Raw genomic sequence first — 24,560 nt, 5'->3', positions numbered from 1 at the left:
ATCCGCTATGGGAGCGCCTTCAGCGCTCCGCGGTGTGGTGGATCGGCCCCGCGGTACCGCTCAGCCGCTCCCCCGTGCCGCCCCAGCGCCCGGCGATGATCTCCGCGGCGATCGAGACGGCGGTCTCCTCGGGCGTGCGGGCCCCCAGGTCCAGGCCGATCGGCGAGGACAGCCGGGCCAGCTCGGCCTCGGACAGCCCCGCCTCGCGCAGCCGCTCGAGCCGCTCGTCGTGCGTGCGCCGCGAGCCCATCGCGCCGACGTAGGCCACCGGCAGCCGCAGCGCGACCTCCAGCAGCGGGACGTCGAACTTCGGGTCGTGGGTGAGCACGCACAGCACGGTGCGCTCGTCGATCCGCCCGGCGTCGACCTCGGCCTGCAGGTAGCGGTGCGGCCACTCGACGACGACCTCGTGCGCGTCGGGGAAGCGGCGGGCGGTGGCGAACACCGGCCGGGCGTCGCAGACGGTCACCCGGTAGCCGAGGAACGCCCCGACCCGGGCGACGGCGGCGGCGAAGTCGATGGCGCCGAACACGACCATCCGCGCCGGCGGGGCGAACGAGGAGACGAACAGCGTGAGCTCGTCGCCGCGCCGCTCGCCGTCGTGGCCGTAGGTCAGCGTGCCGGTGCGGCCGGCGGCGAGCATGCCGCGGGCGTCGTCGGCGACGGCGTCGTCGAGGCGCTGCAGGCCGAGGGTGCCGGAGCTGCGGTCGGGCCAGAGCACCAGCCGCCGGCCGATGCGGTCCTCGGGCCCGCGCACGCAGGTGACGACGGCGACCGGCTCGTGCCGGCCCACCGACTCGGCGATCTCGCCCAGCTCGGGGAAGGACTCGCGCGAGACCGGCTCGACGAACACGTCGAGGATCCCGCCGCAGGTCAGCCCGACGGCGAAGGCGTCGTCGTCGCTGACGCCGTAGCGCTCCAGCGTCGGGACGCCGGACTCGACGACGTCCTTCGCCTCCTCGTACACCGCGCCCTCGACGCACCCGCCGGACACGCTGCCGACCGCCGTCCCGTCGGGTCCGACCAGCATCGCCGCCCCGGCCGGCCGCGGCGCGGACCGCCAGGTGGCCACCACCGTCCCCATGCCGACCGTCTCGCCGGCCTGCCACCAGCCGACCAGGTCGTCCAGCACCTCACGCACCGCACGCCTCCTTCTCAGGCACGGGAGATCACCCCGGACAGCTCCTCGAACGCGGCCAGGCTGTGCCCGGACACGAACGCGTCGACCGACGGCAGCGCCGCCTGCATCCCACCGGTCAGCGGCTCGTAGCCGGCCCGGCCCTTGTGCGGGTTCACCCAGACGACGGCGTGCGCGAGCCGGCGCAGCCGCGCCATCTGCTCGCGCAGCAGGTCGGGGCTGCCCCGCTCCCACCCGTCGCTGCACACCACGACGACGGCGCCGCGGGCGGTCCCGCGCTGCCCCCACCGGTCCAGGAACGCCTTGAGCACCTCGCCCAGCCGCGTGCCGCCGGACCAGTCGGGGATCGCGCCGCCGCTGGCCGCCAGCGCCCGGTCGGGGTCGCGCAGCCGCATCTCGCGGGTCACCCGGGTCAGCCGGGTGCCGATGGTGAACACCTCGGAGGAGGCCGGCCGGGCGCGCACGACGGCGTGCGCGAAGCGCAGCAGCGCGTCGGCGTAGGGGCTCATCGAGCCGGACACGTCGACCAGCAGCACCACCCGCCGGGGCCGCGGCCGGGCCCGCCGGTGCAGCAGCCGGGTGACCTCGCCGCCGTCGCGCAGCGCCCGCCGCACCGTGCGCGCCGGGTGCACCGCGCCGTGCGGCGCCGGCCGGCGGCGGCGGGCCGGGCGCATCGGCGCCGCGGGGCGGACCAGCGCGAACAGCCGCCGCAGGTGCTCCCGCTCGGCGGGGGTCAGGTCGGCGACGTCGCGGTGCCGCAGCACCTCCTCGGCCGAGGCGGCGACGGCGAGGTCCGAGGGCTCCTCGCCCTCCTCGCCGGACCCGCTGCCCTGCTCCAGCGGCGCGGTGACGGCGACCCGCGGCGGGGCGGTGGGGCCCGCGGCCGTCCCCGGCCGGGGCGCCTCGCCGCCGAAGTACGCGGCGAAGGCGGCGTCGTAGCGGTCGAGGTCGTCGGGGCCCGAGCACAGGGTCAGCCGCCCGGCCCAGTAGACGGCGGTGGCGTCGAGGACGTCGAGCACCGCCACCGCCGACAGCATCGCCTCTACCCGGTCCGGGGAGGCGGCCACCCCGGCGGCGCGCAGCGTCCGGGCGAACCCCAGGACGGTCGCGACGACGTCCCGCTCAGCCACCGCCGAACAGCGCTCCGCGGGCCAGCGCGTGCACCCGGTCGGTGTCCTCGCGGTACTTGAGCACCGCGCCGAGGGTGCGGGCGGCGAGGTCGGGGTCGAGGTCGCGGGCGCCGAGGGCGTGCAGCGCGGTGGCCCAGTCCATCGCCTCGGCGACGCCCGGCGGCTTGAGCAGGTCCAGCGTCCGCAGCTTCCCGGTCGCCCGGGCCACCTCGCGGGCCAGCTGCTCGGTCACCTCGGGCAGCCGGGTGCGCAGGATGGCGACCTCGCGGTCGAAGTCGGGGTGCTGCAGCCAGTGGTAGAGGCAGCGGCGCTTGAGCGCGTCGTGCACCTCGCGGGTGCGGTTGGAGGTGAGCACCACCAGCGGCGGCACCTCGGCGCGCACGGTGCCGAGCTCGGGGATGGAGATGGTGAAGTCCGACAGGACCTCGAGCAGGAACGCCTCGAACTCGTCGTCGGCGCGGTCGACCTCGTCGACCAGCAGCACGCTCGGGGAGTCCTCCAGCGCCTGCAGCAGCGGGCGGGCGAGCAGGAACCGGCGGTCGTAGAGCGAGGCCTCGAGCGCCTCGGTGTCGCCGGTGGCGTGCGCGGCCTCGGCGGCGCGCAGGTGCAGCAGCTGGCGGCCGAAGTCCCAGTCGTAGAGCGCCTGGCTGGCCTCCAGGCCCTCGTAGCACTGCAGGCGGTACAGCGGGCGGCCGGTGACCTCGGCCAGCGCCCGGGCCAGGGCGGTCTTGCCGACGCCGGCCTCGCCCTCGAGGAACAGCGGGCGGCGCATGACCAGCGCCAGGTAGGCGGCGGTGGCCAGGCCCTCGTCGGGGAGGTAGCCGGTGGAGCGGAGCGCCGCGGCCAGCTCGTCCGGTCCGCCGGGCAGGCCGTCGGTCCCGGGGAGCTGGGTCGTGGTCTCGGTCACGCTGCCGAGCATCCCACCTGCACAGGCACGCGACACGCCACGGTCCCGGTGCCCGCAACCGTTGCAGACGCCACGGTGGCCGGCCGGGAGTCATCGTCTCCGGCCGGCCACCGCCGTCTGGTGCGCCCGGTCAGGACCGGGCCGTGGTGCTGTTACCGGATCAACGGCCGATCTTGCCGTCGTTGTCGCGGTCCAGGGCGTCCTTGGCCTTCTGCACGAGGCTGCGGTCGTCCCCGGTGGTGCCGGTGGTCGTCCCGGTCGTGGTGCCGGCGACGCCCGCCGTGCCGCCCTCGACCTCGATCTCCTCGCGGCGCACCTGGTCGGAGACCGTCTCCTGCTCGGTCACCGTCTGGGTGTCGAGGCGGACGCGCTCGACCGGCGTGGCCTCCTTGGACACCACGGGGCGCTCGGCGTGCAGGACGACCTCGTGCTCCTCCTCGGAGATGGCCGGCCCGTCCATCGCGTTGCCGATGTTGGCGTCGGTGATGGGCTCGCGCTCGACCCGGACCTCCTCGTGGGAGACGGGGACGGTCTGGCTCACGTTCTCCGTGACGACGTACTTCCGCAGCCGCGCCCGGCCGGCCTCGACGCGCTGGGTGCCCACGTTGAGGTGCTCCTCGGAGCGGGTCATGGCGTTGTCGGTCGTCGGGCCCGAGGTGTCGTGGCCGACGGCGCCGCGGACGTCGTCGTAGACGCCGTCACGGTCGCGGTCCCGGACGGTGCCGGTGCCGGCCGTCGTCAGGTCCTGCTGGGACCGGTTCTGGTCCAGCGAGTAGGTGCCGGCGGTGCCGACGTCCGTGGTGGTCTGCGTGGTGGTCTGCGTGCCCGAGCCGAAGCCGAGACCGTAGTACCGGTACAGCTCCTGCTCCTCCTGCGGGGACAGGTGCCCGTCGGTGTCGATCTTCGGGGCGTCCTTGACCTGGGCCTTGCTCACGCGTACGCGCAGGCCCTCGTTGGTCAGGTCGGCGTCCCGCAGCGGGACGAAGGACTCCTTGGTGCCGAACAGCCCGGTGCGCACCGTGGCCCACTCCGGCTGACCGGTCTCGTCGTCGAGGTAGACCTCCGAGGCCGAGCCGATCTTCTCGCCGGCCTCGTCGTAGACGTCCTGTCCGATCACGCGGCTGATGGTGTCGGTGCCGATCATCGTCGCTCTCGCTCCCATCTGAGCTGTGGTGTGACGGTCGTGTAGATGGGTGACCGGGCTCGGCGCAGCGAAACGAGGGTGATCGACTCGGACGCTTCGCCACCTGAGCGTCGTGACGGGCGGCCGGGGCGGAACCCGGGTGCGGATCGGCCGTTTTCCCAGGTCACGGGGGAGTCCGGGGATACCGGAGAGCTCGCCGCCGGCCGCGACGATTCGTGACTGCGTGTGGTCATCGGGTCGCCCGGGCGTGTCGCAGCCCACCTCGTGCCGGGTCCCCCGGCGCGTCTGCCGGACTGAGACACCCTCATCGGCTCTCCTGGGAGAGTGCCGCCCCGTTCTCCCTACGACAACCTGGTGCACCCCCGCACGGTCAAGAAGCCGCCGCCGCAGGTGGCCGCCGAGCGCGACCTCGTCGTCGAGGACCCCAGCTCGGGGTTCGTCGGCGCCGTCGTGCGCTGCGAGAAGGACGTCGTCCACCTCGAGGACCGGTTCGGGAAGGTCCGCGCCTACCCCCTCGGCCCGGGCTTCTGGGTCGACGGCCGCCCGGTGGTGCTCGTGCGCCCGACGCCGAAGGGCCCGGTGACGCCGACCCGCAGCGCCTCGGGCTCGACCTACGTGGCCGGCGCGCGCGCCCGCGTCGCCCGCGAGGGCCGCATCTACGTCGAGGGCAAGCACGACGCCGAGCTGGTCGAGAAGGTGTGGGGCCACGACCTGCGCATCGAGGGCGTCGTCGTGGAGCCGCTGCACGGCGTCGACGACCTGCCCGGCATCGTCCGCGAGTTCCGCCCCGGGCAGGGCCGGCGGCTCGGCGTGCTGGTCGACCACCTGGTGCGCGGGTCGAAGGAGTCGCGGATCGCCGAGCAGGTCACCGGGCAGCACGCGCTCGTCGTCGGCCACCCGTTCATCGACATCTGGCAGGCGGTGAAGCCCTCCGTCGTCGGCATCCGCGCCTGGCCGGAGGTGCCGAGGGGCGAGGACTGGAAGACCGGCGTCTGCCGCCGCCTGGGCTGGGAGGACGACACCGGCTACGTGTGGGCGCAGCGCATCCTGGCCCGCGTGCGGACCTGGACCGACCTCGAGCCCGCGCTCATCGGCCGGGTCGAGGAGCTCATCGACTTCGTCACGACGGACTGAGGCCCGAGACGATCACGGCGCCGTGACCGGGCCGGAGGGTCCTCCGGTGGGCACGGCGCCGTGATCGTGGTCAGGCGGGGCGGTCAGCCCGGGATGTAGTCGAACGTGTCCGGGTCGGGGCCGGTGCGCTCGCCGCGGTCGAGGCCGGTGATGGTGGCCATCTGGCCCTCGTCGAGCTCGAAGTCGAACAGCGCGAAGTTCTCCTCGACCCGGGCGCGGGTCACCGACTTCGGGAAGACGACGTCGCCGCGCTGCACGTGCCACCGCAGCACGACCTGGGCCGGCGTGCGGTCCAGCTTCTCGGCGATCGCGACGATCGCCGGGTCGTCGAGGACCTTGCCCTGCGCGATCGGCGACCAGGCCTCGGTGACGATCTCGTGCTCGGCGTCGAAGGCGCGCACCTCGTCGTTGGCCAGGTAGGGGTGCACCTCGATCTGGTTGACCGCCGGGCGCACCTCGGTCTCGGAGAACAGCCGGCGCAGGTGGTGCGGGTTGAAGTTGGAGACGCCGATCGAGCGGCACCGGCCGCCGGCGTAGATCTCCTCCATGGCCTTCCACGTCTCGACGTAGTCGACGTCGATCGTGGGCAGCGGCCAGTGGATCAGGAACAGGTCGAGGTACTCCAGGCCGAGGTCGGCCATCGTCTGGTCGAAGGCGCGCAGCGCGTCGTCGCGGCGGTGGTAGCCGTTGTTGAGCTTGCTGGTGACGAAGACCTCCGACCGGTCGATGCCGGACTCGCGGACCGCCTGGCCGACCTCCTTCTCGTTGCCGTACATCTCGGCGGTGTCGATGTGGCGGTAGCCGACCTCGAGCGCGGTGCGGGTCGCCTCGACGGTCTGGTCCGGCGGGATCTGGAACACGCCGAAGCCCAGCTGCGGGATCTCGACGCCGTTGTTCAGGCGGATGGTGGGCACGGTGGCCACGGGCTCTCCCTCTCGGTCGCGGACGGTGGGCGGCGCGCCACTCCGCGGCGCACCCGGCCCCCGAGGAGCCCGCCTACCCGCCGACCGCGTCCCCAACCCGTGACGCCCGCCCCTCCGTCGGCTCCGGCACGGCCGCCGGACGGCGCAGCAGCGGCGCGCCGAGCAGCGCGAGCCCGGCCGCGCCGGCCGCGGCCAGCGCGGGGACGGCGAACGCCGCCCGGGCGCCCCACGCGTCCACCGCCGCGCCGGCCAGCGCCGACCCGGCGGTGACGCCCAGCGTCAGGCCGGTGTTGGTCCAGGCCAGCGCCTCGGTGAGCGCCGCCCGCGGCACCCGCGACTCGGCCAGCGACGTCCCGGACACCAGCACCGGCGCGACGGCGAGCCCGGCGAGGAACCCGGCGCCGACCAGCAGCGGCAGCGAGGTCACCGCCCACAGCCCCTGCGCGGCCAACCCGAAGAAGACCGCCGTCGCGAGGAACCGGGTGGCCAGCGTGCCGCGCAGCCGCGCCACGCCGTAGGCGAGCCCGGCGACCAGGCTGCCGCCGGCGTAGAGCGCGAGCGCCAGCCCGGCCAGCGCGGGCTCGCCCTGCTCCTCGGCGAAGCCCACGACGACGACGTCCATCGCGCCGAATACGGTGCCCACGCCCAGGTAGGTCGCGCAGACCAGCAGGACCGCCGCGTTGAGCGCGGCCGGCCGGCGGTGCCCGCCGCCGGTGTGGGTGGGCGCCGCGACGGGCTCGGTGGCCCGCTGCCGGGCCAGCCACAGCCCGCCGACGGTGCCCAGCACGATGCCGGTGGTGAAGCCGGCGGCGGGGGCGACCATCGTGCCGAGCACGGTCACCAGCGGCGGGCCGACGACGAAGACGACCTCGTCGACGACGGACTCGAAGGCGAACGCGGTCTGCCGCCGCTCGGCGTCCTCGAGCGCGGCCGCCCACCGGGCGCGGACCAGCGCGCCGATGTTGGGCAGGCTCGCCCCGGTCAGGCCGGCGAGGACGAACCACGCCCAGCGCGGCCCGTCCGCGACGACGACGCCGACGAACGCCAGCCCGGTGACGAGATAGGCGGCCATCGCCGCCTGCAGGACCCGGCCCTGGCCGCGGCGGTCCATGGCGCGGGCCCACTGCGGGCCGCCGACCGAGGCCGCGAGGGCGAGGGTGCCGGAGACGGCGCCGGCCAGGCCGTAGCTGCCGGACTCGCCCTCGACCAGCAGCACCGCGCCCAGGCCGAGCATCGGCAGGGGGAGCCGGGCGACCCACCCGGCGAGGGAGAACCAGACGGCTCCGGGGACGGCGAACAGGCGGCCGTAGGGGCCGAACAGCGTGCGGGGTGACACGGGCTCTTCTCGCGCTTCCTGGCCACAGGCGAGTGCGGGACTGCCCGCCGGACTCTCGGGTGGCGCCCCGACGGTAACAACGGGCACCGACGTCGTCGTCCCGGTTTCCGCCCGCTCGCCCGCCGGCAACCCGGCTGCAACCTCGGCCTCCGCACCAGCGGCCGGTGCCGGGCGATCGGCTCCGCGGATGCGGCGGCCCGCCGGGCCCCGTCGCGGGACGGGGGACGGGATCGGCGTTCCGGATTACATTCGCGGCGTGAGTGCCACCCCGCTGCCCGACCCCTGGACCCGTCCGGCCGACGGCGTCCCGGGCGGTGCCGTCCCGGGCGGTGGCGGGCTGGTCGACCGGCACGGCCGGGTCGCCACCGACCTGCGGGTCTCGCTCACCGACCGCTGCAACCTGCGCTGCTCCTACTGCATGCCGCCCGAGGGCCTGCAGTGGCTGCCCAAGGTCGAGCAGCTCACCGACGACGAGGTCGTCCGGCTGGTCCGCATCGGCGTCGAGCAGCTCGGCATCCGCGAGGTCCGCTTCACCGGCGGTGAGCCGCTGCTGCGGCCGGGCCTGGTCGGCATCGTCGAGGCGACGACGGCGCTGCGCCCGCGGCCGGAGGTCAGCCTCACCACCAACGCCATCGGGCTGGCCCGCGTCGCCCCCGCGCTGGCCGCGGCGGGCCTGGACCGGATCAACGTCAGCCTCGACACCCTCGACCGCGAGCGGTTCAAGGCCCTCACCCACCGCGACCGGCTCGACGACGTCCTGGCCGGGCTGCAGGCCGCGCAGGACGCCGGGCTCACCCCGGTGAAGGTCAACGCGGTCCTGCTGCGCGGCATCAACGAGGCCGACGCCGTCCCGCTGCTCGACTTCTGCCTCGAGCGCGGCTACCAGCTGCGGTTCATCGAGCAGATGCCGCTCGACGCGCACCACGCCTGGACCCGCGGCGAGATGGTCACCGCGGAGGACATCCTGGAGCGGCTCTCGGCCGCGCACGACCTCACGCCCGACACCGAGGAGCGCGGCTCGGCGCCGGCCGAGCGGTGGCTGGTCGACGGCGGCCCGGCCACCGTCGGCGTCATCGCCTCGGTCACCCGCTCGTTCTGCGGCACCTGCGACCGCACCCGGCTCACCGCCGACGGCCAGGTCCGCAACTGCCTGTTCGCCCGCGAGGAGTCCGACCTGCGGACGGCGATGCGCGAGGGCGCCACCGACGCCGAGCTCGCCGACCGCTGGCGGATCGCCACGCTGGCCAAGCTGCCCGGCCACGGCATCGACGACCCGAGCTTCCTGCAGCCGTCCCGGCCCATGTCGGCCATCGGCGGCTGAGGCATGGGCACCGTCACCGTCCGCTACTTCGCCGGCGCCCGCGCCGCGGCCGGCGTGGACACCGAGACCTGCGAGGCCGGCACGCTGCAGGAGCTGGTCGGCCGGATCGTGGACGCCCACGGCGAGCGCCTCGAACGGGTGCTCACCGCCTGCTCGTTCCTCGTCGACGGAACGCAGACCCGTGACCGCGCGTTGGAGCTGTCGACCGGGGCGGTCGTGGACGTGCTGCCCCCCTTCGCCGGAGGATGACCGCCCCCTCGTGAGCAAGCCTCACCATACGAGCCCTCCCCTGCCCTCCCCCGCCACCGAGGTCCTCCCGTGATCGAGTGGCTGCTGGTCCTGGTCGGCGTCCTGCTGGTGCTCGCCTGCGCCGCCTTCGTGGCCTTCGAGTTCGCCCTGGTGACCGTCGACCGGGCCACCGTCGAGCGCGAGACCGAGGCCGGCGTCCGCGGGTCGGCCGGCGTCCTCGCCGCGCTGCGGACGCTGTCGACCCAGCTGTCCGGCGCGCAGCTCGGCATCACCGTCACCAACCTGGCCATCGGCTTCGTCGCCGAGCCCTCCATCGCCGCGCTGCTGCGCGGGCCGCTGGAGTCGGCCGGCCTGTCCGGCGCCGCGGCCCGCTCGGTGTCGATCACTCTCGCCCTGGTCCTGGCCACCGTGCTGACCATGGTGTTCGGCGAGCTGGTGCCCAAGAACGTGGCGATCAGCGAGCCGCTGCGCACCGCCCGCGCCGTCGCCGGCTTCCAGCGGGGCTTCACCAGGGCGACGTCGCTGGTCATCCGGTTCCTCAACGGCTGGGCCAACGCGATGCTGCGCCGGCTGTTCGGCGTGGAGCCGCAGGAGGAGCTGGCCTCGGCCCGCTCGCCGGAGGAGCTCACCTCGCTGGTCCGCCGCTCGGGCCGGCAGGGCACCCTGCCCGCCGAGACCGCGGTGATGCTCGAGCGCGGGCTGGCCTTCGGTGAGCTGCGCGCCAGCGACGCGGCCACCCCGCGCACCCGCATGACCACCGTCCCCGCCGACGCCCCCGTGGCCGAGGTGCTCACCGCCGCGCGCGACTCGGGGCACTCCCGGTTCCCGGTGGTCGACGACGGCGGCGTCGACGACGTCGTCGGGATGGTCCACGTGAAACACGCCCTCGCCGTCGCCCGCGACCGGCGGGCCGCCACCCCGGTCTCGGCGGTCATGCTGCCGCCGCTGTTCGTCCCCACCTCCCGGCGGCTGGACGACCTGCTCGGCGACCTGCGCCGCGGCGGGCTGCAGATGGCCGTCGTCGTCGACGAGTACGGCGGCACCGACGGCGTCGTGACCATCGAGGACCTCGTGGAGGAGATCGTCGGCAACCTGACCGACGAGCACGACCAGGAGACCGGCGACGACGTCGTCGACCGCGGCGACGGCACCTGGTCGGTGTCCGGGCTGCTGCGGCCGGACGAGGTCGCCGCGGCCACCGGGCTGGCCGTGCCGGCCGACCGGCACTGGGAGACCCTCGGCGGCCTGGTGCTGCACGTGCTCGGCCGGATCCCCGAGGTCGGCGACCGGATCGAGGCGCGGCCCACCCTGCCGCCGGAGCTCGCCGCCGAGGCCGAGGGGCTGCCGGCCGGCGTGTGGGTGCAGGTCGAGCGGGTCGACGGCACCCGCGTCGAGCGGGCCGTCGTCGGCGGCCTGCCGGCCACCACCGGCGACGACGACGAGGAGGACGACCGTGGGTGACTGGGCCGGCGTGCTGGTCGCCGTCGTGCTGCTGCTCGCCAACGCGTTCTTCGTCGGCGCGGAGTTCGCGCTGATCTCCGCGCGCCGCTCCTCCATCGAGCCGCTGGCCGAGGCCGGCTCCCGCCGCGCCCGCACCACGCTGGCCGCGATGGAGCGGGTGTCGCTGATGATGGCCGGCGCGCAGCTGGGCATCACCGTCTGCTCGCTGGGGCTGGGCGCCATCGGCGAGCCCGCGGTGGCGCACCTGCTCGAGCCGGTGTTCGAGGCGCTGTCGGTGCCCGAGGCGCTGGTGCACCCGATCTCGTTCGTCATCGCGCTGACCGTCGTCGTCGCGCTGCACGTGGTGATCGGCGAGATGGTGCCGAAGAACCTGGCGCTGGCCGGCCCGGACCGGGCCGCGCTGGTCCTCGCCCCGCTGCTGTCCGGCGTCGTCACGGTGCTCAAGCCGGTGATCGTGACGCTCAACGCGCTGGCCAACGGGGCGCTGCGGCTGCTGCGCGTGCAGCCCAAGGACGAGGTGACCAGCGCCTTCACCCGCGACCAGGTGGCCGGCCTGATCGACGAGTCCCGCGCCGGCGGCCTGCTCGACGAGCGCGGCCACGAGCTGCTCACCGGCGCGCTGCAGCTGGAGGAGCGCGACACCCGCTCGGTGCTCATCCCGCGGGCCGCGCTGACCGTGGTCGCGCCGGGCGACGACATCGCCGCCGTCGAGCGCGCCGCGGCCGCCACCGGCTTCTCCCGCTTCCCGGTGGCCGACGGCGAGCGGCTGCTCGGCTACGTGCACGTCAAGGACGTGCTGGTCGCCGACGGCGCGCCGGAGCCGCGGGTCCGGGACATCACCCGGCCGCTGCCCCGCGTGGCCGCCGAGGACGACCTGCGCCGCACGCTGGGCGTCATGCAGGCCGACCGCGCCCAGTTCGCCGCGGTCACCGAGGGCGGCCGCGTGGTCGGCGTCGTGGCGCTCGAGGACATCCTGGAGGAGCTCGTGGGCGAGATCCGGGATGCTGCACACCGGGACTCCGCACACCGGAACGCCGAGAGGACGGGAGCGCGATGAGCTTCATCGAGAAGGCGAAGGCGAAGGCCGAGGAGCTGCTCGGGCGGGCCGAGGAGGTCTACGGCGAGTCGCACGGCGACGCCGCCGCGCAGGTGGCCGGCGAGGCCCGCCGGTTGGAGGGCGAGGTCGAGCTGGAGGAGGAGCGCGCCGAGGAGGCCGCGCACGGGCACGGTCACGGGCACGCCCGCCCGACCGACGAGGACGGCCAGGCGCCGGTCCGCTAGCCCCCCAGGCGGAGGGCGACGAGGGCGACGTCGTCCTCGGGCCGGCCGTGCACGAGCCGCTCGATCACCTCGTCGCACAGCTCGTCGAGCGGCCGCCCCGCCAGCTCGGTGACGGCCCCGGTCAGCCGGGCCAGCCCGGCGTCGAGGTCGAGGCCACGCCGCTCGACCAGCCCGTCGGTGAACAGCAGCACGGTGGAGCCGGGCTCGAGGACCACGGCGCTCTCGGCGCGGACGCCGGCCGGGTCGACGCCGAGCAGCAGGTCGCCGGGGGGCGCGGGCAGCTCGACCGGCCGGCCCGCCGGGTCGAGGACCAGCGGGGGCAGGTGGCCGGCGCTGGACCAGCACATCCGGGTGCGCCCGGCCGCGCCCTCCCCCGGTACCCGCTCGAAGCGGGCGACGGCGGCGGTGGCGTAGGTGTCCACGCCGAGGGTCGCCATCGCCTCGTCCAGCCCGCGCAGCACCTCGGCCGGGCCGGCGTCGCTGTAGGCGGCGATGCCGCGCAGCAGCGAGCGCAGCTGGCCCATCGCCGCCGCGGCGGCGGTGTCGTGCCCGACGACGTCGCCGATGACCAGCGTCGTCGCCCCGCCGGGCTGGGGGAAGGCGTCGTACCAGTCGCCGCCGACCCGCGCCGCCTCCGCCGCCGGGGTGTACCGCACCTCGACCGCGCCGAGCCCGGAGCCGCGAGGGTCGGTGAGCAGGCTGCGCTGCAGCGCCTCGGCGAGCTGGTGCTGGCGGGCGAACAGCCGGACGTTGTCCAGCGCCAGGCCCACCCGGCCGGCGACCTCGCGGGCGGTGAGCGGGTCCACCCGGGCGGCGCTGCGGCTCCCGGCGGCGAGGAAGGTCAGCGCGCCGATCACCCGCTCCCGGCCGGGGAGCGGGACGGCGAGCACCGCGGGCGCGCCCAGCTCGCGGTAGAGCCGGGCGGCCTCCTCGTCCTCGATCGCGGCGAGCACCGCGGCGCCGTCGGCGGCCACCGTCTCCCCCGCCAGCGCGCGGACCACCGGGGCGGCGGCCGGCATCCCGGGCAGCCGGACGGCGGCGTAGCGGGCCAGCAGCTCGCGGCGGTCCGGGTCGCCGTGCCAGGAGCTCAGGTCGCGCGGGCGGCCGTCGTCGTCGAGGACGGTGAGCAGGCAGGCCTCGCCGAGCTCGGGCACCACCAGCCGCGGGATCCGGCGGACCGCCTCGGCCAGCTCGAGCGTGCCGGTGAGCTCGGAGCCGACCCGGGCCAGCAGGGCCAGCCGGTCCTGCGCGCTCCGGCGGGCGGTGACCTCGGAGAAGTACAGGGCCAGGCCGGTCGGCAGCGGGACGGCGCGCACCTCGAACCAGCAGTCGAGCGGCTCGGGGTGGTAGGCCTCGATGCTCTGCGGGGTGCCGGTGGCCATCACCTCGCGGTAGACCCGGCCGAACGCGTCGTCCCGGTCGGCGGGGAACGACGTCCAGAAGCAGGTGCCGACGAGCTGCTCCCACGTCCGGCCGACCACGGCCTCGCCGGTGACGTTGACGTAGGCGACCCGCCAGTCGGCGTCGACGGCGATGTAGCCCAGCGGCATCGCCTCGAGGACGGGGTCGCGCTCCGGCGCGGGCACGGGAACCTCGCTGTCGTCCGGCCGCTGTGCGCGGGCACACCGGGGGGGAGCCCCACCCCACCCTTGGAGTGGGCACCGTTGTGTCACGCGCGCCCCGGCCGGTCAAGGAACCCGGCCGCACCGACACCCGGACGAGACCTGCCTCAGGGGCAGGCCACCCACTCCTCGTCGCCGTCGGTGAACACCTGGCGCTTCCAGATGGGCAGCCGCCTCTTCACCTCGTCGACGAGCTCGGCGCAGGCGGTGAAGGCCTCGCCGCGGTGGGCCGAGCTGACCGCGCAGGCCAGCGCGACGTCGCCGATGCCCAGCAGCCCGACCCGGTGGGAGACGGCGACCGCGCGGATCCCCGGGCGGGCGGCGAACTCCTCGGCCAGCTCGGTGATCACCGCCGCGGCGGTGGGGTGGCCGACGTACTCCAGCTCGGTCACCGAGCGGCCGCCGTCGGTGTCCCGGACGACGCCGGAGAAGGAGACGACGGCGCCGGCACCCGCGTCGGCCACGGCCTGCTCGTGCTCGGCGACCGACAGCGGCTCGTCGACGACCCGGGCGATCACGGCGCCGAAGCTACCCCGCCCGGCGGCACGTCGAGGTCTACCGGGTCCGCGAGGCCCGTGCAGTCGACCTCGGTGACCGGGTGCGCGGCCAGGTAGCGGCGGGCGCCCTCGTCGCCGGTCGCCGTCGCGGCGACCCCGGCCCAGTGCTCGCGGCCGAGCAGCACCGGGTGGCCGCGGACGCCGTCGTAGGTGGCGACCGCCAGCGCGTCCGGGGCGGCGTGCGCGGCGACCTGCGCCAGCGCCTCCGGCGTCATCCCGGGCATGTCGACCAGCGTGACCAGCGCGGCGTCGACCCGTCCGGGCCACCCGCGCAGCCCGTCCAGGCCGGTGCGCAGGCTCGAGGCCATGCCGGTCTCCCAGTCGCGGTTGGCGAGCACGGTCGCGCCGCTGAGGTCGGCGGTCCGCCACACGTCGACCGCGCGGGCGCCCAGGACGACGAGCACCGGGTCGCACACCGCGCGCGCCGTCCGCACCGCCCGCTCGACCAGCAGGCTGCCGTCGTACTCGACCAGCGCCTTGGGCATGCCGTAGCGCCGTCCCCCGCCCGCGGCGAGGACCAGCCCGGCGACCGTCGTCATGACCCCAGCCTCCCCCGCGCGTGGTGCGGTCCGTCCACGGGGCGGGGCGATGAGTCCCGGCGTCGGGCACGGTCTCCCCCCGGGGCGCCCCCGACGGGCGCTGCGACCGGACGACGAGAGGGAACGGGATGACCGCGGACACGGACGTGCAGGGACTCCAGGGCTGGACGGCGCGCACGTACGACGGCCTCGCCGGCCTGCTGGCCGCCGACGCGGACGGCACCTGGGACGCACCGTCGCTGTGCGCCGGGTGGCGGGTCCGGCACGTGGTGGCGCACGTGACCATGCCGGCGCGGCTGTCGGCCGAGCAGTTCGGCGCCGAGATGGCGGCGGCGGGCGGCGACTTCACCGTGCTCTCCGACACCGTGGCGGCCCGCGACGCCTCGCTGCCGGCCGGCGAGCTCCTGGACGCCCTGCGCTCGCCGGTGCTGCACGCGTGGCAGCCGCCGGGCGGCGGCGCGGCCGGCGCCCTCGTCCACGCCGTCGTCCACTCCCTGGACGTGACCGTCGCCCTCGGCCGGCCGCCGGTCGCGCCGGCCGGGGCCGTCGCCGCCGTCCTCGACTCGCTCACCGCCGCGGACGGCGCGGTCTTCGGGATCGACCTCACCGGCGTCCGCCTCGAGGCCACCGACACGGCGTGGAGCCGGGGGGACGGCGCGGTCGTCCGCGCGGACACCGGCGCGCTGGTCGCGCTGCTGAGCGGACGCCGGCTCCCCGACGGCCGGGCGCTGCCCCGCCGCTGACCCGGCCGCCGTCGTCCTGGGCCCGGCCCTCCCGGACCGACAGAAATGGCCATCTCTGCCGTCTCAGCGGGCGTAGACGGCGACCTCGGAGGCCTTGACCACCGCCCACACCGGCGAGCCCGGCGCCAGCCCGAGCTCGGCGAAGGCGGTCGCGGTGACGTCGGCGACCAGCGGCACCTCGCCGTCGAGCTCGCAGCGCACCGTGGCGCCGTGCGGCGTCGCCCCGGCCACCCGCGCGGGCCAGACGTTGCGCGGGCTGCCCTCGGGCCGGACCGGGTACAGCGCCACCGACTCCGGGCGGACGGCGACGAACACCGGCCCCGCGGTCTCCTCGGCCACCGCCACCACGCCGCCGCCGTCGAGCCGCACCGCCGTCCCCTCCCCCGTGCCCGGCAGCAGGGACAGCCCGACCAGCCGCGCGACGTAGTCGGTGCGGGGGTGCCGGCTGACGTCGGACGGCGTCCCGGCCTGCACCACCCGGCCGTCCTCGACCACCACGACCCGGTCGGCCAGCGCCATGGCGTCCACCGGGTCGTGCGTGACCAGCACGGTGCTGCCGCCGTAGTCGGCCAGGTGCCGGCGCAGCTCCGCGCGGACGGCGAGCCGGGTGCGGGCGTCCAGCGCCGACAGCGGCTCGTCGAGCAGCAGCAGCGCCGGGTCGCCGACCAGCGCGCGGGCCAGGGCCGCCCGCTGCGCCTGCCCGCCGGACAGCTGCGCGGGCCGCCGGTCGCCGAGGCCGGCCAGGCCCACCCGCTCGGTCCACGCGGCCGCGGCGCGGCGCGCCTGCGCCTTCGACGCCCCGCGGGTGCGCGGCCCGAACGCCACGTTGTCCAGCACGGACAGGTGCGGGAAGAGCAGGTGGTCCTGGAACACCATCCCGAGCGGCCGCCGGTGCGCGGGCAGCTGCACGCCGGCGTCGACGTCGTCCCACACGGTCCCGTCGACGACGACCCGCCCGCCGTCGGGCGGCAGCAGGCCGGCCAGCACCCGCAGGAGCGTGGACTTGCCCGCGCCGTTGGGCCCGAGGACGGCGAGCACCTCGCCGTCGGGCACGTCGAGGGCGACGTCGACGGTCACCGGGCCGCGGCGGACGCGGACCCGCGCCTCCAGGGTCACGGGGCCACCCCCGTGCGCCCCAGCCAGCGGTCGCGCAGGAGCAGCAGGGTGGCCACCGAGACGGCCAGCAGCACCAGCGACAGCACGATCGCCGCGTCCGGGTCGCGCTGCAGGGCGAGGTAGACCGCGAGCGGCATCGTCTGCGTCGTCCCGGGGAAGTTGCCGGCGAAGGTGATCGTGGCGCCGAACTCGCCCAGCGCCCGCGCCCAGCACAGCACCGCGCCGGCGGCGACGCCCGGCGCCACCAGCGGCAGGGTGACCCGGCGGAAGGTGGTCCAGCGGTCGGCACCGAGGGTGGCCGCGGCGTCCTCGAACCGGGCGTCGGCGGCCCGCAGCGCCCCCTCGACGCTGACCACGAGGAACGGCATCGCCACGAACGTCTCGGCGATCACCACCGCCGCGGTGGTGAACGGGATCGTGATCCCGAACGCCTCGTCGAGCCAGCGCCCGACGATCCCCTGGCGGCCCAGCACGAGGAACAGCGCGACGCCGCCGACCACCGGCGGGAGCACCAGCGGCACGGTCACCAGGGCGCGCAGCACCGCCCGCCCGCGGGCGCGGGAGCGGGCCAGCACCCAGGCCAGCGGCACGCCGAGGACGACGGAGACCAGCGTGGCCAGCGTCGCGGACACCAGGGACAGCCGCAGCGCCTGCCCGACGCCCGGCTCGGCGAGCAGCGCGGGCACCTGCGGCCAGGGCGCGCGGACGAGCAGCCCGGCCAGGGGCAGGACGAGGAAGGCGACGGCGAGGGCGGCGGGGACCAGCAGGGGCGCCGGCGTGCGGGCCCGCCTCACGGCGCCCGGAAGCCCGCGTCCGCGAGCGCGCGCTGCCCCTCCCCGGACAGGACCAGGTCGACGAAGGCCCGCGCCGCCTCCGGGTTGGGGGCGCCGGTCAGCGTGCACAGCGGGTAGTCGTTGACCGCGTCCTCGGCCTCCGGGACGGAGACGCCCTCGACGGCGTCCCCGGCGGCGGCCACGTCGGTGGCGTACACCAGCGCGGCGTCGACCTCGCCGAGCTCCACCTTGGTCAGCGCGGCGCGGACGTCCTCCTCCTGGGTGTCCGGGCGCGGCGTCACGCCCGCGGCGGCGAAGACGTCCGCCGCGGCCGCGCCGCAGGGCACCTCCGGCGCGCAGACGGCGATCGTGAGGTCCTCGCGGGCGAAGTCGGCGAGCCCCGTGACCCCGGCCGGGTTCCCCGCGGGCACGGCGACCTGCAGGACGTTGGCGGTGAACACGGTCGGGTCGCCGTCGGCGAGGCCGGCGTCGGTCACCACCGACATCTGGGCGCCGTTGGCCGAGGCGAAGACGTCGGCCGGGGCGCCCTGGGTCAGCTGGGTGGCCAGCGCCGAGCTGCCGGCGAAGTTGAACTGCACGGCCAGCCCGGCGTTCTCCTCCTCCAGCCGCTGCCCGAGGTCGGTGAAGACGTCCGTCAGCGAGGCGGCGGCGAAGACGGTGAGCGTGCCGGTGGGGCCGCCGTCGTCCCCGGCCGGGCTGGCGCCGGCCCCTCCCCCGCACCCGGCGGCGCCGAGCGCCACCGCGGCCAGCAGCGCACCGACCCGTCGTCCCCGCATGCGCGGGACAGTAGCCCCTCCCAGTCCGCAGGTGCGGTACTCCTACGGGACGTCGACGCTCACCTGCGTCGCCTTGACCGTGGCGACGGCGCGGACGCCGACCTCGAGGCCCAGCTCGTCGGCCGCCTCGCGGGACATGAGCGAGACCAGCCGGAACGGCCCGGCCTGGATCTCCACCTGCGCCATGACCGTGTCGCGCAGGACCCGGGTGACGATGCCGGCGAGCCGGTTGCGCGCCGAGGACCCGCGGGTGGTGCCGGGCTCGGGCGCCTCGTGCAGCTCGGTGGCCAGGCGGGCGAGGTCGGCGCCGCCGACGTGCGCCGGGCCGCCGCCCTCTCGCGACGCCGGCAGCCGGCCGCTGTCGATCCACCGGCGCACCGTGTCGTCGCTGACCCCGAGCAGCGCCGCGGCCTCGGCGATCCGGTAGCTCGCGCTCACGCCGGGGACCCTACGTGCGCGCACGCCGCGCCTCCGTGGGGACGCCGACACCCCGGCCTCCGTTTGCCGATCACGGCGCCCGGGCAGCGGCAGCCGGTGTCACGCACCCCCAGCGACAACCCCGCCGGCGGCTCGGCCGCGGTCCGCACCCGCCGTCTGCGCGAGGTCTCCCGCGACGTCCTCGGCTTCGAGGAGTTCCGCCCCGGCCAGGAACAGGCCATGCAGGCCGTGCTGTCCGGGCGGGACACGCTGGCGGTGCTCCCGTCCGGGGCCGGGAAGAGCGCGGTCTACCAGGTCGCCGGGCAGCTGCTCGACGGCCCCGTCGTCATCGTCTCGCCGCTGATCGCCCTGCAGCGCGACCAGGTGGAGCGGCTGGAGGAGCTCGGCGACGACGCCGGCCGCGCCGCGCAGCTCAACTCCAGCCTGTCCGCCGGCGACCAGCGCGCCGCGCTCGAGGGCCTGGCCGACGGGACGGTCCGCTTCCTCCTCCTCGCCCCCGAGCAGCTGACCAAGCCCGAGGTGGTCGACGCGATCCGCGAGGCCGGCGTGGCGCTGTTCGTCGTCGACGAGGCGCACTGCGTCTCGGCCTGGGGCCACGACTTCCGGCCCGACTACCTGCGCCTGGGGCAGGTGGTCGAGCAGCTGGACCACCCGACGGTCCTCGCCCTCACCGCCACTGCGGCCCCGCCGGTGCGCGCCGAGATCGTCGAGCGGCTGGCGATGCGCGACCCCGAGGTCGTCGTCGCCGGGTTCGACCGGCCGGAGATCCGGCTCGAGGTCGACCACCACGCCGACGCCACCGCCAAGCGCACCGCCGTCGTCGACCGCACGGTCGCCGAGGTCGAGGCCGGCCGCGGGCCCGGCATCGTCTACAGCGCCACCCGCAAGGGCACCCTCGAGGTCGCCGAGGCGCTCACCGAGCGCGGGCTGCGGGCGCGGCCGTACCACGCGGGCCTGAGGAAAAGCGAGCGCGAGGACACCCAGCGCGCGTGGATGGAGGACGAGCTCGACGTCGTCGTCGCCACCACGGCGTTCGGGATGGGCATCGACAAGCCCGGCACCCGCTTCGTCGTCCACGCCGAGCCCGCCGACTCGATCGACAGCTACTACCAGGAGATCGGCCGGGCCGGCCGCGACGGCGACCCCGCGCTCGCGGTGCTGGTCTACCGGCAGGAGGACCTCGGCCTGCGCCGCTTCTTCGCCGCCGGTGCCCCCGCCGAGGAGGAGCTGCAGCAGGTCGCCGGGCTGGTCGCCGCCGCGCCCGCCGCCGGCGTCGAGGACGGCGTCGACGTGAAGAAGCTGCGCGAGGAGACCGGCCGCGGCGCCACCCCGCTGGCCCGCGACCTCAACCTGCTCGAGCAGGTGTCGGCGGTCGTCCTCGACGAGGAGGGCGCCGCGCACCCCGCCGAGGGCGCGCCGCCCCCCGGCGAGGCGGCCGCCGCCGCGCGCGAGCTCGCCGAGCACCACGAGCGGGTCGACCAGAGCCGCGTCGAGATGATGCGCGGCTACGCCGAGACCACCGGGTGCCGCCGCCAGTACCTGCTCGGCTACTTCGGCGAGCAGCTCGAGGAGCCCTGCGGCAACTGCGACAACTGCTCGGCCGGCACCTCCCAGGAGCAGCCGGCCGGCGGCGACGCCGACACCCCGTTCGCCCCCGAGACCCCCGTGACGCACACCGAGTGGGGTCCCGGTGTGGTGATGCGGGTGGAGGACGACCGCGTCGTCGTCCTGTTCGAGGAGGTCGGCTACAAGACCCTGGCGCTCAAGGCCGTCGAGGAGAACGACCTCCTGCAGGTCCGCGGCGCCTGAGCGCCCGGCCTCGGGCATGCTGTGCCCCTCGTCTCACCTGACCCGGAAGAGGTGGCCCGTGGCCTCGACAGACCGGTCGCCGCTCGGCGACGAGGCGTTCGACCAGCTGCTCGCGCACGCCCGCCTGGACCTCAGCACCGAGCGGCGGGCCGCAGCGGGCCCCGCCGTGACCATGGTCCACGGGCTGTACGACAGCCTCGACCAGGTCCCGGTCGGCGAGACGCCGCCGGCCGCGGCCTTCGACGCGCGGTGGGAGTGAGGTCGTGCAGCCCTCCGAGCTCAGCATCGCCGAGGCCGCCCGCCGGATCGAGCAGCGCACGCTGTCCCCGGTCGAGCTCGTGCAGTCCGTCCTCGACCGCATCGAGGCGGTCGAGGACCGGCTGAACGCCTTCGTCGTCGTCACCGCCGAGCAGGCGCTGGAGGCGGCACGGCAGGCAGAGCGGGAGATCGCCGGCGGTGACCACCGCGGGCCCCTGCACGGCATCCCGGTGGGGATCAAGGACCTCTACGACGTCGCAGGCCTGCCGACCACCTCCAGTTCCGCGGTCCGGTCCGAGCACGTCGCGACGGAGGACTCGGCCTGCGTGGCCCGGCTCCGCGACGCCGGCGCGGTCGTGGTGGGGAAGACGCACACCCACGAGTTCGCCTACGGCGTGCTGACGCCGACGACCCGCAACCCCTGGGACACCGGTCGCGTGCCGGGTGGATCCAGCGGCGGGTCCGGCGCCGCCGTGGCCGCCGGGGAGTGCCTGGTGGGGATGGGTACCGACACCGGCGGCTCGATCCGCATCCCGGCGTCGGTGTGCGGCACCGTCGGCCTCAAGCCGACCTACGGCCGGGTCTCCCGCGCCGGGATCACGTCCCTGTGCTGGTCGCTCGACCACGCCGGACCGCTCACCCGCACGGTGCGGGACGCGGCCCTGACGCTGCAGGCGATCGCCGGCTTCGACCCCCGCGATCCGGGCTCCGCCCGGGAGCCGGTCCCCGACTACACGGCGGACCTGGACGCCGGGGTCGGCGGCCTGACGCTCGGCGTCCCGGCCAACTACTTCTTCGACGACGTCGACCCGGAGGTGGAGGCGGCCGTCCGGGAGGCCATCGGCGTCCTCGAGGCCCAGGGGGCGACGCTGCGGGAGGTGGAGATCCCCTACGCCGACCAGATGATGGCCGTCGAGTTCGGGGTCCTCGTGCCCGAGGCGAGCGCCTACCACCAGGAGATGCTGCGGGAGTCCGGGGAGCTCTACACCGACGACGTCCGGGTCTTCCTCGAGGCCGGCGAGACGGTGCTCGCCACGCAGTACATCAAGGCGCTGCGCGTCCGCACGCTGGTGCAGCAGGCGTTCCGCCGCGCCTTCGAGGGCATCGACGCGCTCGTGTGCCCGACCCTGCCCGCCGCCGCGGCCGAGGTGGGGCAGCAGACGTTCACCTTCCCCGGCGGGAGGGAGAAGGCGGTGATCGACGCCTGGGTCGGCCACTCGGCCCCGGGCAACGTCACCGGCCTGCCGGCACTGTCGGTGCCGTGCGGGTTCACCTCGTCCGGGCTCCCGATCGGGCTGCAGGTCATCGGCCGGCCCTTCGACGAGGCGGGCGTGCTGCGGGTGGGCCAGGCCTACGAGTCGGCGACGGACTGGGGCAGCCGCCGCCCGCCCCTCTAGCCGGGCGGGGACCCGGGGGCCGTCACCGCATCGGGGGCTCGCCCTGCGGGACCGGCGCCGCGCCTCGAAGATCAGCCGCAGAGAGCCGGGCGCCGCGCCCGGTGCGGGAGGAGAGCGCACGTGAAGGTCCTCGGCATCAACGCCATCTACCACGACCCGGCGGCGGCGCTCGTCGTCGACGGGAAGGTCGTGGCCGCGGCCGAGGAGGAACGCTTCAGCCGGCGCAAGCACGGCAAGCGCCCCCTGCCGTGGAGCGCCTGGGAGCTGCCCGAGCTGTCCGCCGCGTGGTGCCTCAAGCACGCCGGCATCCGCCCCGAGGAGCTCGACGCCGTCGCCTACTCCTTCGACCCGGCGCTCATGGGCACGCCGGAGGACTCGGGCCTGTTCGACGACGGCGACACCATGCGCAAGCGGTACGCCGAGATGGCGCCGGACTTCCTCGCGCACGCCCTCCCCGGCCTGGACCCCGCCAAGGTCCGCTTCGTCAAGCACCACGTCGCGCACGCGGCCTCCGCCGGCAAGGCCGCGCCGCAGCGCGACAACGCCGTCCTGGTGCTCGACGGCCGCGGCGAGGCGCACAGCCACCTCGCCGGCCGCTACGTCGACGGGCAGCTGGAGATCCTCGCCGGGCAGGCGCTGCCGCACTCGCTGGGCCTGATGTACGAGGAGCTCACCGACCACCTCGGCTTCCTGCGCAGCTCCGACGAGTTCAAGGTCATGGCGATGGCCTCCTACGGCAAGCCGCGCTTCCTCGGCGAGCTGTCCGAGCTCATCCGCGCCACCGGTGACGGCGGCTTCGTCACCGAGCGGATCGACTTCTGCGAGTTCGCGCCGCGCCTGGGCAAGGACGAGCAGTGGACCGAGGACCACGCCGACCTCGCCGCCAGCGTGCAGACGCGGCTGGAGGAGGTGCTGGTCGACCTCGCCCGCTGGGTGCACGAGCAGACCGGCGAGAAGACCCTCACGATGGCCGGCGGCACCGCGCTCAACTGCGTCGCCAACACCCGCATCCTCGCCGAGAGCCCGTTCGAGCAGGTCTGGGTGCAGCCGGCCGCCGGCGACGCCGGCACCGCCCTCGGCGCCGCCCTGCACGTCGCCGCCGAGCTGGGCGAGCGCACCGAGCCGATGCCGGGTGCGGCGCTGGGCCGCGGCTGGAGCGACGACCAGATCGAGCGCTGGCTGCAGACCGCCGCCATCGACTACGAGCGTCCCGACGACGTCGCCGAGGCCGTCGCCGAGGTGCTCGCCGACAACGGGATCGTGGCCTGGTTCCAGGGCCGCAGCGAGTACGGCCCGCGGGCGCTGGGCCACCGCTCGCTGCTCGCCCACCCCGGCTACGAGGCCAACCTCGAGCGGATGAACGACGTCAAGGGGCGCGAGCAGTTCCGCCCCGTGGCGCCGATGGTGCTGCTCGAGAAGGCGCCGGAGATCTTCAGCCGCGGGCCGATCCCCTCCCCGTACATGCTGTTCGTGCACGACGTCGCCGAGGAGTGGCGCGACCGGATCCCCACGGTCACCCACGTCGACGGCACCGCGCGCATCCAGACGATCGACCCGGAGACCGAGCCGCTGGTGCACCGGATGATCGCGGCGTTCGAGCGGCGCACCGGGCTGCCGGTGGTGGTGAACACCAGCCTCAACACCGCCGGGCGCCCGATGGTCGACGACCCCCGCGACGCCCTGGAGTGCTTCGGCTCGGCCCCGGTCGACCTGCTGGCCATCGGCCCGTTCGTCGTCCGCCGGCCGAGGCGGACGCCGCGCCCCTGACCGCTCCCTCCCGCAGGGCCCCGCGCCGCCGGCGCGGGGCCCTGCGCGTTCCTGCCCTCCATCGGGTGACCGGCGAACCGGATCGGCCGCGGCGTCCGAAGACCGGGTGCACCGCACGCCGCGACGGTGACGATCCGGCAACGACCCTCGCCCGGACGAGGGAGTCTCGTTACCGGCCGTCACCCCGGGGTAGGCGACACCCAGTGCCCGCCACGAGGCGGCGACCCACCCACACACGGAGGAACCAATGGCCACCACGGGGAACACCGGCGCTAGGCCGGCGATGGCCTGGCCCCAGACGCTCGCGCTCGCCTTCGGCGTCGTGTACCTGCTCGTCGGCATCGCCGGCTTCTTCATCACCGGCTTCGACGGCTTCGCCGGCAGCGGGCAGGACGAGATGCTCCTGTTCTTCATGATCAACCCGCTGCACAACGTCGTGCACGTCGTGATCGGCCTGGCCGGCATCCTGCTGTCGCGCACGCTGGCCGGCGCCCGCACCTACGGCTGGCTGCTCGCCGTCGGCTACGGCGCGGCCTTCGTCTACGGCCTGCTCGCGATCGGCGAGGACTGGGACTTCCTCAACATCAACGCCGCGGACAACGTCCTGCACGTCGCCACCGCCGTCGTCGGCCTGGTGGTCGCGCTCGGCCCGGTCAACTCGGCCGTCCGCGCCGCGCGCGCCTGATCCGCGGGCCCCGGACGGGGCCCGCCGGGGGCCGG

General features: G+C 75.8%; 25 protein-coding genes and 1 pseudogene. 12 read left to right on the top strand and 14 right to left on the bottom strand.

Features of this window, described 5'->3' with window-relative positions; translation table 11 throughout:
- Positions 1 to 19: 19 nt before the first annotated feature.
- The 4 genes from ACI79L_RS14910 to ACI79L_RS14895 form a co-directional block, all read right to left on the bottom strand.
- The gene (locus tag ACI79L_RS14910) at positions 20 to 1,141 is read right to left on the bottom strand and encodes an XdhC family protein (RefSeq protein ID WP_456937554.1); all 1,122 of its coding nucleotides are present in this window, start codon (positions 1,139 to 1,141) and stop codon (positions 20 to 22) included.
- 14 nt (positions 1,142 to 1,155) lie between these two features.
- Entirely contained in the window at positions 1,156 to 2,268 is a 1,113-nt protein-coding gene (locus ACI79L_RS14905) for a vWA domain-containing protein (protein WP_456937553.1), read from the bottom strand.
- Positions 2,261 to 3,175 carry an AAA family ATPase gene (locus ACI79L_RS14900; RefSeq protein WP_456937552.1) on the bottom strand — a complete coding sequence of 305 codons (915 nt, stop codon included), beginning with the start codon at positions 3,173 to 3,175 and terminating at the stop codon, positions 2,261 to 2,263. The genes ACI79L_RS14905 and ACI79L_RS14900 overlap by 8 nt, the downstream gene beginning before the upstream one ends.
- Positions 3,176 to 3,335: 160 nt before the next feature.
- A complete protein-coding gene (locus ACI79L_RS14895) occupies positions 3,336 to 4,319 on the bottom strand; it encodes a PRC and DUF2382 domain-containing protein (RefSeq protein WP_456937551.1) in 984 nt (327 codons plus the stop codon).
- 324 nt (positions 4,320 to 4,643) lie between these two features.
- Between ACI79L_RS14895 and ACI79L_RS14890 the strand changes: the two genes are divergently transcribed.
- Entirely contained in the window at positions 4,644 to 5,453 is an 810-nt protein-coding gene (locus ACI79L_RS14890; protein ID WP_456937550.1) for a DUF3097 domain-containing protein, read from the top strand.
- Between the two features lie 83 nt (positions 5,454 to 5,536).
- Here the strand turns inward: ACI79L_RS14890 and ACI79L_RS14885 are convergent, their stop codons facing one another.
- Both ACI79L_RS14885 and ACI79L_RS14880 read right to left on the bottom strand, forming a co-directional pair.
- Entirely contained in the window at positions 5,537 to 6,376 is an 840-nt protein-coding gene (locus ACI79L_RS14885; protein WP_456937549.1) for an aldo/keto reductase, read from the bottom strand.
- Positions 6,377 to 6,449: 73 nt separating this feature from the next.
- Positions 6,450 to 7,712: an MFS transporter gene (locus tag ACI79L_RS14880; protein WP_456937548.1), complete on the bottom strand. Its 1,263-nt coding sequence runs from the start codon at positions 7,710 to 7,712 to the stop codon at positions 6,450 to 6,452.
- Positions 7,713 to 7,968: 256 nt separating this feature from the next.
- Between ACI79L_RS14880 and moaA the strand changes: the two genes are divergently transcribed.
- The 5 genes from moaA (at position 7,969) to ACI79L_RS14855 (ending at position 12,024) form a co-directional block, all read left to right on the top strand.
- Positions 7,969 to 9,033, top strand: a complete 1,065-nt coding sequence (moaA, locus tag ACI79L_RS14875; RefSeq protein WP_456937547.1) for a GTP 3',8-cyclase MoaA — start codon at positions 7,969 to 7,971, stop codon at positions 9,031 to 9,033.
- 3 nt (positions 9,034 to 9,036) lie between these two features.
- The gene (locus ACI79L_RS14870) at positions 9,037 to 9,282 is read left to right on the top strand and encodes a MoaD/ThiS family protein (protein ID WP_456937546.1); all 246 of its coding nucleotides are present in this window, start codon (positions 9,037 to 9,039) and stop codon (positions 9,280 to 9,282) included.
- A 69-nt stretch (positions 9,283 to 9,351) separates the two neighbouring features.
- Positions 9,352 to 10,743, top strand: coding sequence for a hemolysin family protein (locus tag ACI79L_RS14865; RefSeq protein ID WP_456937545.1), 1,392 nt, complete (start codon positions 9,352 to 9,354; stop codon positions 10,741 to 10,743).
- On the top strand, positions 10,736 to 11,800 hold the full coding sequence (locus tag ACI79L_RS14860) for a hemolysin family protein (protein WP_456937544.1): 1,065 nt from the start codon (positions 10,736 to 10,738) through the stop codon (positions 11,798 to 11,800). Before ACI79L_RS14865 ends, ACI79L_RS14860 begins: the two co-directional genes overlap by 8 nt.
- On the top strand, positions 11,797 to 12,024 hold the full coding sequence (locus ACI79L_RS14855) for a hypothetical protein (RefSeq protein ID WP_456937543.1): 228 nt from the start codon (positions 11,797 to 11,799) through the stop codon (positions 12,022 to 12,024). Before ACI79L_RS14860 ends, ACI79L_RS14855 begins: the two co-directional genes overlap by 4 nt.
- Here the strand turns inward: ACI79L_RS14855 and ACI79L_RS14850 are convergent.
- From ACI79L_RS14850 to ACI79L_RS14840, 3 genes are all read right to left on the bottom strand, one after another.
- Positions 12,021 to 13,610, bottom strand: a complete 1,590-nt coding sequence (locus tag ACI79L_RS14850) for a SpoIIE family protein phosphatase (RefSeq protein ID WP_456937542.1) — start codon at positions 13,608 to 13,610, stop codon at positions 12,021 to 12,023. The two genes, ACI79L_RS14855 and ACI79L_RS14850, sit on opposite strands and share 4 nt — an antisense overlap.
- 143 nt (positions 13,611 to 13,753) lie before the next feature.
- Positions 13,754 to 14,164 (bottom strand): molybdenum cofactor biosynthesis protein MoaE, encoded by a 411-nt coding sequence (locus ACI79L_RS14845; protein ID WP_456937541.1) that lies wholly within the window; start codon positions 14,162 to 14,164, stop codon positions 13,754 to 13,756.
- Positions 14,161 to 14,742 (bottom strand): nucleotidyltransferase family protein, encoded by a 582-nt coding sequence (locus ACI79L_RS14840; protein WP_456937540.1) that lies wholly within the window; start codon positions 14,740 to 14,742, stop codon positions 14,161 to 14,163. Before ACI79L_RS14840 ends, ACI79L_RS14845 begins: the two co-directional genes overlap by 4 nt.
- Before the next feature lie 128 nt (positions 14,743 to 14,870).
- Between ACI79L_RS14840 and ACI79L_RS14835 the strand changes: the two genes are divergently transcribed.
- The gene (locus ACI79L_RS14835) at positions 14,871 to 15,485 is read left to right on the top strand and encodes a maleylpyruvate isomerase family mycothiol-dependent enzyme (RefSeq protein WP_456937539.1); all 615 of its coding nucleotides are present in this window, start codon (positions 14,871 to 14,873) and stop codon (positions 15,483 to 15,485) included.
- A 63-nt stretch (positions 15,486 to 15,548) separates the two neighbouring features.
- Here ACI79L_RS14835 and ACI79L_RS14830 read toward each other — a convergent pair whose 3' ends face one another.
- The 5 genes and pseudogenes from ACI79L_RS14830 to ACI79L_RS14810 form a co-directional block, all read right to left on the bottom strand.
- The gene (locus ACI79L_RS14830) at positions 15,549 to 16,004 is read right to left on the bottom strand and encodes a TOBE domain-containing protein (RefSeq protein WP_417398479.1); all 456 of its coding nucleotides are present in this window, start codon (positions 16,002 to 16,004) and stop codon (positions 15,549 to 15,551) included.
- A gap of 120 nt (positions 16,005 to 16,124) precedes the next feature.
- Positions 16,125 to 16,643, bottom strand: a pseudogene (locus tag ACI79L_RS14825) (ATP-binding cassette domain-containing protein); the annotation flags it as partial.
- The gene (modB, locus tag ACI79L_RS14820; RefSeq protein ID WP_456937538.1) at positions 16,598 to 17,395 is read right to left on the bottom strand and encodes a molybdate ABC transporter permease subunit; all 798 of its coding nucleotides are present in this window, start codon (positions 17,393 to 17,395) and stop codon (positions 16,598 to 16,600) included. The gene modB and the pseudogene ACI79L_RS14825, both read right to left, overlap by 46 nt.
- Positions 17,392 to 18,171 carry a molybdate ABC transporter substrate-binding protein gene (gene modA, locus ACI79L_RS14815; protein WP_456937537.1) on the bottom strand — a complete coding sequence of 260 codons (780 nt, stop codon included), beginning with the start codon at positions 18,169 to 18,171 and terminating at the stop codon, positions 17,392 to 17,394. The genes modB and modA overlap by 4 nt, the downstream gene beginning before the upstream one ends.
- Before the next feature lie 42 nt (positions 18,172 to 18,213).
- A complete protein-coding gene (locus tag ACI79L_RS14810; protein WP_456937536.1) occupies positions 18,214 to 18,609 on the bottom strand; it encodes a TOBE domain-containing protein in 396 nt (131 codons plus the stop codon).
- A gap of 96 nt (positions 18,610 to 18,705) precedes the next feature.
- On the opposite strand from ACI79L_RS14810, the gene ACI79L_RS14805 reads away from it, so the two are divergent.
- From ACI79L_RS14805 to ACI79L_RS14785, 5 genes are all read left to right on the top strand, one after another.
- The gene (locus tag ACI79L_RS14805) at positions 18,706 to 20,418 is read left to right on the top strand and encodes a RecQ family ATP-dependent DNA helicase (protein WP_456937535.1); all 1,713 of its coding nucleotides are present in this window, start codon (positions 18,706 to 18,708) and stop codon (positions 20,416 to 20,418) included.
- Between the two features lie 58 nt (positions 20,419 to 20,476).
- Positions 20,477 to 20,677 (top strand): hypothetical protein, encoded by a 201-nt coding sequence (locus ACI79L_RS14800; RefSeq protein ID WP_456937534.1) that lies wholly within the window; start codon positions 20,477 to 20,479, stop codon positions 20,675 to 20,677.
- Between the two features lie 4 nt (positions 20,678 to 20,681).
- A complete protein-coding gene (locus tag ACI79L_RS14795; protein ID WP_456937533.1) occupies positions 20,682 to 22,073 on the top strand; it encodes an amidase in 1,392 nt (463 codons plus the stop codon).
- 120 nt (positions 22,074 to 22,193) lie between these two features.
- The gene (locus tag ACI79L_RS14790) at positions 22,194 to 23,840 is read left to right on the top strand and encodes a carbamoyltransferase family protein (RefSeq protein WP_456937532.1); all 1,647 of its coding nucleotides are present in this window, start codon (positions 22,194 to 22,196) and stop codon (positions 23,838 to 23,840) included.
- 247 nt (positions 23,841 to 24,087) lie between these two features.
- On the top strand, positions 24,088 to 24,525 hold the full coding sequence (locus tag ACI79L_RS14785; protein WP_456937531.1) for a DUF4383 domain-containing protein: 438 nt from the start codon (positions 24,088 to 24,090) through the stop codon (positions 24,523 to 24,525).
- Positions 24,526 to 24,560: the final 35 nt, after the last annotated feature.

The sequence above is a fragment of the Geodermatophilus sp. SYSU D00684 genome, from assembly GCF_054050455.1.
Note: the sequence above shows the minus strand (reverse complement) of the source record. Positions and strands in the feature narration are given on the sequence as shown.